Genomic DNA, 9,438 nt, shown 5'->3' on the forward strand with positions numbered 1-9,438 from the left:
CGCGGGGCGCCGCGGGTTCCCTACGCCGCGGCCGCCCGCTCCTCCGCGCGCGCCCCGTCGTACCGCTCGACCAGCAGCCGCGCCAGCTCCGGTGACGGGCCCAGCACATCGGCGAGGACGTCCGCCCCGGCCGCGCCCTCGGCGATGCGGTCCGGCAGGCGGCCGGGCGCGATGACGTACGGCGCCACCGCCACGCGGCGCACCCCGTCGGCGCGGAGCGCCCGTACCGCGTCCTCGGTCCTGGGAAGAGATGCGGAGGCGAACGCAGGCCGCACGGCACACCAACCAGTGCGCCGCAGCTCCCGCGCCGTTTCTGCGATCACTGCGATCGCCTCCGGGTCCGTGGAGCCCGCCGAGGCCAGGACGACCCCGGTCGAGCCCTTGTCGGCGGGGGTGAGCCCCGCCTCGTACAACCGCCGCTCCACCGCCGCCAGGAGCAGCGGCGACGGGCCGAGGACCTCCGCCTGCCGCACACGCAGCGACGGAGGGGCCTCGCGCAGTACGGCGGGGATGTCGGCCTTCGCGTGGAAGGCGCGCGTCAGCAGCAGCGGGAGCGCGACCACCTCGCGCGCCCCCTCCGCCGCCAGCCGCTCCAGCACGGCCGGTACCGACGGGACGTTGAAGTCCAGGAACGCCGTCTCCGCCCGCAGCCCCGGGCGCAGCGCGCCCGCCGCCCGCACCAGGGCGTGGACGGTCGCGGCGTGCCGCGGGTCGCGGCTGCCGTGGGCGATGACGAGCAGGACGGGATCGTTCATGGGGATCAGCTCTTCACCAGCAGGCCGCGGCTGCGCAGCACGGCCCGCTCCAGGGGGCTGAAGATCAGCAGGTCGATGGCGATGCCGACGACCAGGATCAGGATGATCGCCAGGAAGATCCCCGGCATGTCGATGTTGTTGCGCCCGTGCTCCAGCAACTGGCCGAGACCCAGGCCCAGCTCGGGCGAGGAGGCGATGATCTCGGCGGCCATCAGCGACCGCCACGAGAACGCCCAGCCCTGCTTCAGGCCGGCCAGGTAGCCGGGCAGCGCGGCCGGCATCACGATGTGCCAGGCGCCCCGCAGCCCGGTCGCGCCGAGCGTCCGCCCGGCCCGCAGGAACAGCGGCGGCACCTGGTCGACGCCCGCCACCAGGCCGTTGGCGATCGACGGCACGGCGCCCAGCAGGATCACCGTGTACATCATCGAGTCGTTGAGGCCGATCCAGAGCACCGCGGGAGCCACCCACGCCACCGACGGAAGCGACTGGAGCCCCGAGAGCACCGGCCCGATCGCCGCCCGCACGAACTTCACCCGGGCGACCAGCAGACCCAGCGGCGTACCGATCGCCAGCGCCATCAGGAAGCCCAGCAGCGCCCGCGACACGCTGGTCCACAGCACGTCGAAGAGCGTGCCCTGCAGCCACATGGTGGACAGGCTGTCCCACACGGCGGACGGCGCGGGGAGCTTGTACTCGTCCGTGACCTTCGCCCACACCAGCAACTGCCACACCACCAGCACCAGCGCGATGGCCAGCAGCGGCGGCAGCACCTTCTTCAGCAGGACGTCGCGCACCGGGGTCCGCGCCACCTGCACGGCGTCCAGCGCGTCGAGACCCGCCTCCAGACCGGCGAGGTCGTCGGACCGGGCGCCCTTCGTGACGGTCGTCGTATCAGTGCTGGCCATGACGGCGGATCTCCCCACGCAGTTCTTCGGTGATCTCGATGGACAGCTCCGCCACCGCGGCGTCCTCGATGCGGCGCGGCTGCGGGATGCCGATCTCCCACTCCCGGGCGATGCGCCCGGGACGGGACGACAGCAGCACCACGCGCTCGGCCAGCCGTACCGCCTCGCGCACGTTGTGCGTGACGAACAGCACCGACAGCCGCGTCTCACTCCAGATCCGGGTCAGCTCGTCGTGCAGCACGTCCCGGGTGATGGCGTCCAGCGCCGCGAACGGCTCGTCCATCAGCAGCAGGTCGCTGTCCTGCGCGAGCGCCCGCGCCAGCGCCACGCGCTGCCGCATGCCGCCGGACAGTTCGTGCACCCGCTTGCCGTACGAGCCCTTCAGCCGGACGAGCTCCAGCAGCCGCTCCGCCTCGTCGCGCCGCTCGTTCTTCGGGACGCCGCGCAGCCGCAGTGCCAGCTCGATGTTCTTGCCCGCCGTCAGCCACGGGAAGAGCGCGTGCTCCTGGAACATCAGCGCCGGCCGCCCGCCCGGGGTGTCGATCGACCCCGCGGACGGCCGGTCGAGCCCCGCGACCAGGTTGAGCAGCGTGGACTTGCCGCAGCCCGAGGCGCCCAGGAGGGTCACGAACTCGCCCGGCGCGACGTCGAGCGAGATGTCGTCGAGGACGAGCTGCCGCCCGGCCGGGGTGGTGAAGGACTTCGAGACGTGCTCGAGACGGGCGGCGTGCGTGGTCACCGCGGTACGGTCCTCGGCCTTGGCGAGCGTGGTGGCCATGGTCGTCACCTCCTGGAAGAGTCGTTCAGAGCGGGTGCGGGTGCGGGGGAGAGGCGGGCCGGTCTCACTTGACGCCGAGACCGGCGTCGGCGACCGCGGGCTTGCCCTCGGCCTTGAGGACCTTGTTGAGCGGCCCCAGGTCGTAGATGCCGTTCAGGTCGGGCTTCTCCAGCAGACCCGCCTGCACCGCGTGGTCGGCCTGCGCCTTGAGGGTGGCGGCCAGCGGGTCGTCGACGAACTGGATCGACGGCCAGGCGGCGTCGATCACGTCCGCGCCCAGCGGCTTGCCCGTGATGGTCTTCAGCTTGGCGTTCGCGGACGCCTTCGCCTTGTCGGGGTTGGCGTTGATCCAGTCGTTCGTCCTCACCACACCGCGCAGCACCGCCTCGACGACGTCCGGGTGCGCCTTGAGGAACTTCTGCGAGACGACGATGTTCGTGATCACGAACTTCTTCCCGGGCCACAGCGCCGACTCGTCGAGCAGCACCTTCGCGCCCTCGCTGACCAGCTTCGACGCGGTCGGCTCCGGCACCCAGGCGCCGTCGATGGCGCCGGTCTGGTAGGCGTTCGGCGTCACCTTGTTGTCCGTACGGACCACCGAGACGTCGCCCTGGCCGCTCTGCGAGTCGACCTTCCAGCCCTTCGTGGCGGCCCAGTGGAGGAAGGCGACGTCCTGCGTGTTGCCCAGCTGCGGGGTCGCGATCTTCTTGCCCTTGACGTCGTCCAGGGTCTTGATCTTCTCCGGGTTCACGACCAGCTTGACCCCGCCGGAGGCCGCCCCGCCGATGATGCGCAGGTTGCCGCCCTTGGACTTGGTGTAGCCGTTGATCGCGGGGGAGGGGCCGATGAAACCGATGTCGATCGAGTCGGCGTTGAGCGCCTCGATCGCGGACGGGCCCGCGTTGAAGAGCGACACGTCCAGCCGGGTGCCGCCCAACTCCTTCTGGAGGAAGCCCTCCTGGTCACCCACGAGAGCCGTGCCGTGGGTGAGGTTCGGGAAGTACCCGAGCCGCACCCGGTCGGCCGAGAGCTTCTCGCCCTTGGCCTCCGCCCGGGTCTCCTTCGGGGCCTGCGAGCCGTAGCCGCAGGAGGCGAGCGTGCCGAACAGCAGCGGCAGGGCGATCGCCGCGGCGAAGCGGCGGCGCAGGCGCAGGGCGGTGACGCGGATGGTGGCAGGCACGGGAGGGCGTTCCTCTCGTCGGCCCGGCGCTACGCCCTCCTGATCGTCGTCAGGGGCGCGGCCGGGAAGTCGGCGGTGTCGTCGTTCTTCGGCGGTACGCGTGGTACGGGAGCGGGCGCGGCGTCATCGGGCACATCGCGCGACACCCCCGGTTCCCGCGCCGAGGGAGCCGCTGCCGACCCGGCCGCCCTCCTTGGCGAAGGTCGCGTAGACGTCGGTTGTGGTCACGTCAGAAGTCCCAGCCCTCGTCGTCGGTCTCGACGGCCGCGGCCGCCTTGGCCCCGGCGAAGGACTCGCCCGCCATGCCGGCCGCGAGCGTGGTGCCGTCGGCCGGGTCGATCAGCAGGAAGGAACCGGTACGGCGCGAGTCGGCGTACGCGTCGAGCGCGAGCGGCTCGGCCGTACGGACCCGGACGCGGCCGATGTCGTTGGCGACGAGCTGCCCCGGCGCCGGGTGCTGGGAGAGGTCGTCCAGCGTCAGCTTGGACGGGATGTCCTTGACGATCGCCTTGACCGTGCGGGTGGTGTGCTTGAGCAGCACCCGCTGCCCCACGGTGAGCGGCTGGTCGGCGACGTGGCACACGGTCGCCTCGACGTCCTGCGTGGTGGCGGGCGCGTCCGAGGCGGGCACGATCAGGTCGCCGCGCGAGATGTCGATGTCGTCCGCGAGCAGCAGCGTCACCGACTGCGGGGTCCACGCCACGTCCACCGGCTCGCCCAGCAGGTCGATCCCGGTGATCGTCGACGTACGCCCGGAGGGCAGGACCTTCACCTGCTCGCCGACCCGGAAGGTACCGGCCGCGATCTGGCCGGCGTACCCCCGGTAGTCGGGGTGCTCGGCGGTCTGCGGGCGGATCACGTACTGCACCGGGAAGCGCGCGTGGCAGCCCGTCAGGTCGTGGCTGACCGGCACCGTCTCCAGGTGCTCCAGGACGGTCGGACCGCCGTACCAGTCCATGTGCGCCGACGGCTCCACCACGTTGTCCCCGGCGAGCGCCGAGATCGGGATCGCGGTGACCTCCGGGACGCCCAGCTCGGTCGCGTACGCCGTGAACTCCTCGGCGATCGCGGCGAAGACGGACTCCTCGTACCCGACCAGGTCCATCTTGTTGACGGCGAGGACGGCGTGCGGGACGCGCAGCAGCGCCGCGAGGGCCGCGTGGCGGCGGGTCTGCTCGACGACGCCGTTGCGGGCGTCGACCAGGATCACGGTCAGCTCGGCGGTGGAGGCGCCGGTGACCATGTTGCGGGTGTACTGCACGTGGCCCGGGGTGTCGGCCAGGATGAACCGGCGCCGGGGCGTGGCGAAGTAGCGGTACGCGACGTCGATGGTGATGCCCTGCTCGCGCTCGGCACGCAGGCCGTCGGTGAGCAGCGCCAGGTCCGGTGCCTCCTGGCCGCGCTTGATGGACGCGGCCTCGACGGCCTCCAGCTGGTCGGCGAGGACCGACTTGGAGTCGTGCAGCAGCCGGCCGACGAGGGTCGACTTGCCGTCGTCGACGGAGCCCGCGGTCGCGAAGCGCAGCAGCGTGGTGGCGCTGAGCTGCTCGGTGGTGCTGGTCATGGTTAGAAGTACCCTTCGCGCTTGCGGTCTTCCATCGCGGCCTCGGACAGCTTGTCGTCGGCACGGGTCGCGCCCCGCTCGGTGAGCCGGGAGGCGGCGATCTCGGCGATCACGGCGTCCAGCGTGGTGGCGTCGGAGTCCACCGCGCCGGTGCAGGACATGTCGCCGACGGTGCGGTAGCGGATGAGCCGCTTCTCGACCGTCTCGGTGTCCTTCGGGCCGCCCCACTCGCCGGCGGTCAGCCACATACCGTTGCGCAGGAACACCTCGCGCTCGTGCGCGAAGTAGATCTCGGGCAGCTCGATGTTCTCGCGGGCGATGTACTGCCACACGTCCAGCTCGGTCCAGTTGGACAGCGGGAAGACGCGCACGTGCTCGCCGGGCGCGTGGCGGCCGTTGTAGAGCTGCCACAGCTCGGGGCGCTGGCGGCGCGGGTCCCACTGCGAGAACTCGTCGCGCAGCGAGAACACCCGCTCCTTGGCGCGCGCCTTCTCCTCGTCGCGGCGCCCGCCGCCGAACACGGCGTCGAAGCGGTGCTGCTGGATCGCCTCGGTCAGCGGCACCGTCTGCAGCGGGTTGCGCGTCCCGTCGGGGCGCTCGCGCAGCTTGCCGGCGTCGATGTACTCCTGCACGGAGGCGACGTGCAGCCGCAGCCCGTGCTTCTCGACCGTGCGGTCGCGGTACTCGATGACCTCGGGGAAGTTGTGCCCGGTGTCCACGTGCAGCAGCGAGAAGGGGACCGCCGCGGGGGCGAACGCCTTCAGCGCCAGGTGCAGCATGACGATGGAGTCCTTGCCGCCGGAGAAGAGGATCACCGGCCGCTCGAACTCGCCCGCCACCTCGCGGAAGATGTGCACCGCCTCGGACTCGAGTGCGTCCAGGTGGCTCAGGGCGTACGGGGTGTCGGTCGCCTCGTCGAGGGCGTTGGCAGCGGTGGTGGTCACGCGAGACCCCTTTCGGTGAGCAGCGCATGGACCGCTGCCGCGGACTCCTGCACGGTCTGGTTCTGGGACTCGATACGCAGATCCGGGGAGTCCGGCTCCTCGTACGGGTCGTCGACGCCGGTCAGGCCGCTGATCTCGCCCGCCGCCTGCTTGGCGTACAGGCCCTTCACATCGCGCTCCGAGCACACCTCGACGGGCGTGGCCACGTGCACCTCGACGTACCCGGTGCCCTCCTGCTGGTGGCGCTTGCGCACCGCCTCACGGCTGTCCGCGTACGGGGCGATCACCGGCACCAGGACCTTCACGCCGTTCGACGCCAGCAGCTCGGCGACGAAGCCGATCCGCTGCACGTTGGTGTGCCGGTCCTCACGGCTGAAGCCGAGGCCCGCCGAGAGGAACTCGCGGATCTCGTCGCCGTCCAGCACCTCGACGCGGTGGCCCTCGCCGCGCAGCCGGTCCGCCAGCGCGTACGCGATGGTGGTCTTGCCGGCGCTCGGCAGCCCGGTGAGCCAGATGGTGGCCCCAGTCACGTTCTCTTCTCCCACAGTCGTCATCAGCCGTGCAGCCCGCACTCGGTCTTGGCGCGCCCCGCCCAGCGGCCGGCGCGCGCGTCCTCGCCCTCCAGCACCCGGCGCGTGCAGGGCGCGCAGCCGACGGAGGCGTACCCGTCCATCAGCAGCGGGTTCGTCAGGACGCCGTGCTCGGCGACGTACGCGTCCACGTCGTCCTGCGTCCAGCGGGCGATCGGCGACACCTTGACCTTCCGGCGCTTCTCGTCCCAGCCGACGACCGGGGTGTTCGCCCGGGTCGGGGACTCGTCGCGGCGCAGCCCGGTCGCCCACGCGTCGTACGCGGTCAGGCCCTCTTCGAGCGGCTTGACCTTGCGCAGCGCGCAGCACAGGTCCGGGTCGCGGTCGTGCAGCTTCGGGCCGTACTCGGCGTCCTGCTCGGCCACCGTCTGGCGCGGGGTCAGCGTGATGACGTTGACGTCCATCACGGCGTCCACGGCGTCACGGGTGCCGATGGTCTCCGGGAAGTGGTAGCCGGTGTCGAGGAAGACGACGTCGACGCCCGGGAAGGCGCGGGAGGCGAGGTGGGCGACGACCGCGTCCTCCATGGAGGAGGTGACGCAGAAGCGCTTGCCGAACGTCTCGGCCGCCCACGTCAGGATCTCCAGGGGCGTGGCCTCTTCGAGGTCACGGCCCGCCTGCTCGGCGAGCGCCTTCAGCTCTTCCTTGCTCTGAACCGCCGTCATGACGTTTCCCCTCCGCCGTCGTTGCGCTGAACCCCCCGGGCCAGCAGCCCGAGGAACTTCAGCTGGAAGGCTCGATTGCACGCCGCGCATTCCCAGGTGCCGTGCCCGGTCTCGCTGGGCCGCAGGTCCTCGTCGCCGCAGTACGGGCAGTAGAACGGCGCCGCGCGCTCGCTCATGAGAGGGCCTCCTCCGACGCGCGCGCCGCCCAGGTGGCGAAGCGCTCGCCGTCCTCGCGCTCCGCCTGGAAGCGCTTGAGGACCCGCTCGACGTAGTCGGGCAGCTCGTCCGAGGTCACCTTCAGACCGCGCACCTTGCGGCCGAAGCCGGGCTCGAGGCCCAGCGCGCCGCCGAGGTGGACCTGGTAGCCCTCGACCTGGTTGCCGTCGTCGTCCAGGACCAGCTGGCCCTTGAGACCGATGTCCGCCACCTGGATACGGGCGCAGGCGTTGGGGCAGCCGTTGATGTTGATGGTGATCGGCTCGTCGAAGTCCGGGATGCGGCGCTCCAGCTCGTCGATGAGCGAGGCACCGCGCGCCTTGGTCTCGACGATGGCCAGCTTGCAGAACTCGATGCCGGTGCAGGCCATCGTGCCGCGCCGGAACGGCGACGGCGTGACGGTGAGGTCCAGCGCCTCCAGAGCGGAGACCAGCGGCTCGACCTGCGCCTCCTCGACGTCGAGGACGATCATCTTCTGCTCGACGGTGGTACGCAGCCGGCCGGAGCCGTGCGCCTCCGCGACCTCGGCGATCTTGGTGAGCGTGGCGCCGTCGACACGGCCGACGCGCGGCGCGAAGCCGACGTAGAAGCGGCCGTCCTTCTGCCGGTGCACACCGACGTGGTCGCGCCACTGCTGTACGGGCTGCGCGGGCGCGGGGCCGTCGGACAGCTTGCGCTTCAGGTACTCGTCCTCCAGGACCTGGCGGAACTTCTCCGCACCCCAGTCGGCGACGAGGAACTTCAGGCGGGCGCGGTTGCGCAGCCGGCGGTAGCCGTAGTCGCGGAAGATCGAGATGACGCCCTCGTACACGTCCGGGACCTCGTCGAGCGAGACCCAGGTGCCGAGCCGCACACCGATCTTGGGGTTGGTGGAGAGGCCGCCGCCGACCCAGACGTCGAAGCCCGGGCCGTGCTCGGGGTGCTCGACGCCGACGAAGGCGATGTCGTTGATCTCGTGCGCCACGTCGAGCAGCGGGGAGCCGGAGACCGCCGACTTGAACTTGCGGGGCAGGTTGGAGAAGTCCTTGTTGCCCACGATGCGGCGGTGGATCTCGTCGATGGCGGGGGTGCCGTCGATGATCTCGTCCTCGGCGATGCCGGCGACGGGGGAGCCGAGGATGACACGCGGGGTGTCACCGCACGCCTCGGTCGTGGACAGGCCGACCTCTTCGAGGCGGCGCCAGATCTCGGGCACGTCCTCGATGCGGATCCAGTGGTACTGGATGTTCTGCCGGTCCGTGATGTCGGCGGTGCCGCGCGCGAACTCCTGCGAGATCTCGCCGATCACCCGCAGCTGCTGCGTCGTCAGCCGGCCGCCGTCGATGCGGACGCGCAGCATGAAGTACTCGTCGTCCAGCTCCTCCGGCTCCAGGATCGCGGTCTTGCCGCCGTCGATCCCGGGCTTGCGCTGGGTGTACAGGCCCCACCAGCGCATGCGGCCGCGCAGGTCGTTGGGGTCGATCGAGTCGAAGCCGGCCTTGGAGTAGATCGTCTCAATGCGTGTCCGCACGTTGAGACCGTCGTCGTCCTTCTTGAACTGCTCGTTGCCGTTGAGGGGCGTGAAGTGGCCCCTGGCCCACTGACCCTCACCACGGTGCCGCCCGGGCTTGCGGCGGGGCGTGGCGGAGGCGGGCGTTTCCGGGGTGGAGGCCATGACGATACGTCCTTCGGGACTGCAGGAGGGCGGCTCTGACCTGCACACTCGCGCGCGGCACAAGGCGCGGCGCGGCGGTGCGCAGTGGATTGCGGGGGTTCGGGGATCGCGGTGGTGCTGCTGGGCTCAGCTCACCGGACAGATGGCGCTGGACATGCGGCCGAGGTCGACGTGCCGCCGACTCACC

11 protein-coding genes are annotated in these 9,438 nt (G+C 71.3%); all 11 read right to left on the reverse strand.

Annotation, left to right across the window (positions count from 1 at the left end; genetic code table 11):
* Nucleotides 1–20: 20 nt before the first annotated feature.
* The 11 genes from AB0A69_RS22690 to AB0A69_RS22740 all read right to left on the reverse strand — a co-directional run bounded on the left by AB0A69_RS22690 (nt 21) and on the right by AB0A69_RS22740 (nt 9,437).
* Nucleotides 21–755: a sirohydrochlorin chelatase gene (locus tag AB0A69_RS22690; RefSeq protein WP_361424787.1), complete on the reverse strand. Its 735-nt coding sequence runs from the start codon at nt 753–755 to the stop codon at nt 21–23.
* A 5-nt stretch (nt 756–760) separates the two neighbouring features.
* Nucleotides 761–1,660 (reverse strand): ABC transporter permease, encoded by a 900-nt coding sequence (locus AB0A69_RS22695; protein WP_361424790.1) that lies wholly within the window; start codon nt 1,658–1,660, stop codon nt 761–763.
* Nucleotides 1,647–2,438 (reverse strand): ABC transporter ATP-binding protein, encoded by a 792-nt coding sequence (locus tag AB0A69_RS22700; protein WP_361424793.1) that lies wholly within the window; start codon nt 2,436–2,438, stop codon nt 1,647–1,649. The genes AB0A69_RS22695 and AB0A69_RS22700 overlap by 14 nt, the downstream gene beginning before the upstream one ends.
* A gap of 64 nt (nt 2,439–2,502) precedes the next feature.
* Nucleotides 2,503–3,618, reverse strand: a complete 1,116-nt coding sequence (locus AB0A69_RS22705; protein WP_361424796.1) for an aliphatic sulfonate ABC transporter substrate-binding protein — start codon at nt 3,616–3,618, stop codon at nt 2,503–2,505.
* A gap of 229 nt (nt 3,619–3,847) precedes the next feature.
* On the reverse strand, nt 3,848–5,182 hold the full coding sequence (locus tag AB0A69_RS22710; RefSeq protein WP_361424799.1) for a GTP-binding protein: 1,335 nt from the start codon (nt 5,180–5,182) through the stop codon (nt 3,848–3,850).
* A 2-nt stretch (nt 5,183–5,184) separates the two neighbouring features.
* A complete protein-coding gene (cysD, locus tag AB0A69_RS22715; RefSeq protein ID WP_361424802.1) occupies nt 5,185–6,126 on the reverse strand; it encodes a sulfate adenylyltransferase subunit CysD in 942 nt (313 codons plus the stop codon).
* On the reverse strand, nt 6,123–6,680 hold the full coding sequence (gene cysC / locus AB0A69_RS22720) for an adenylyl-sulfate kinase (RefSeq protein ID WP_361424805.1): 558 nt from the start codon (nt 6,678–6,680) through the stop codon (nt 6,123–6,125). Before cysC ends, cysD begins: the two co-directional genes overlap by 4 nt.
* Nucleotides 6,680–7,381, reverse strand: coding sequence for a phosphoadenylyl-sulfate reductase (locus AB0A69_RS22725; RefSeq protein ID WP_361424808.1), 702 nt, complete (start codon nt 7,379–7,381; stop codon nt 6,680–6,682). Before AB0A69_RS22725 ends, cysC begins: the two co-directional genes overlap by 1 nt.
* Entirely contained in the window at nt 7,378–7,557 is a 180-nt protein-coding gene (locus tag AB0A69_RS22730) for a hypothetical protein (RefSeq protein WP_361424811.1), read from the reverse strand. Before AB0A69_RS22730 ends, AB0A69_RS22725 begins: the two co-directional genes overlap by 4 nt.
* Nucleotides 7,554–9,251: a nitrite/sulfite reductase gene (locus AB0A69_RS22735; RefSeq protein ID WP_361424814.1), complete on the reverse strand. Its 1,698-nt coding sequence runs from the start codon at nt 9,249–9,251 to the stop codon at nt 7,554–7,556. Before AB0A69_RS22735 ends, AB0A69_RS22730 begins: the two co-directional genes overlap by 4 nt.
* 126 nt (nt 9,252–9,377) lie before the next feature.
* Entirely contained in the window at nt 9,378–9,437 is a 60-nt protein-coding gene (locus tag AB0A69_RS22740; protein WP_361424838.1) for a putative leader peptide, read from the reverse strand.
* Nucleotide 9,438: the final 1 nt, after the last annotated feature.

The organism is Streptomyces sp. NPDC045431 (assembly GCF_040646655.1).
Lineage (GTDB): Bacteria > Actinomycetota > Actinomycetes > Streptomycetales > Streptomycetaceae > Streptomyces.

Bases quoted from the DNA above. Each gene is read 5' to 3' on its own strand.
- AB0A69_RS22695 (WP_361424790.1), bottom strand. From the start codon at position 1,660: ATGGCCAGCACTGATACGACGACCGTCACGAAGGGCGCCCGGTCCGAC.
- AB0A69_RS22730 (WP_361424811.1), bottom strand. From the start codon at position 7,557: ATGAGCGAGCGCGCGGCGCCGTTCTACTGCCCGTACTGCGGCGACGAG.
- AB0A69_RS22725 (WP_361424808.1), bottom strand. From the start codon at position 7,381: ATGACGGCGGTTCAGAGCAAGGAAGAGCTGAAGGCGCTCGCCGAGCAG.
- AB0A69_RS22700 (WP_361424793.1), bottom strand. From the start codon at position 2,438: ATGGCCACCACGCTCGCCAAGGCCGAGGACCGTACCGCGGTGACCACG.
- AB0A69_RS22710 (WP_361424799.1), bottom strand. From the start codon at position 5,182: ATGACCAGCACCACCGAGCAGCTCAGCGCCACCACGCTGCTGCGCTTC.
- AB0A69_RS22735 (WP_361424814.1), bottom strand. From the start codon at position 9,251: ATGGCCTCCACCCCGGAAACGCCCGCCTCCGCCACGCCCCGCCGCAAG.
- cysC (WP_361424805.1), bottom strand. From the start codon at position 6,680: ATGACGACTGTGGGAGAAGAGAACGTGACTGGGGCCACCATCTGGCTC.
- AB0A69_RS22690 (WP_361424787.1), bottom strand. From the start codon at position 755: ATGAACGATCCCGTCCTGCTCGTCATCGCCCACGGCAGCCGCGACCCG.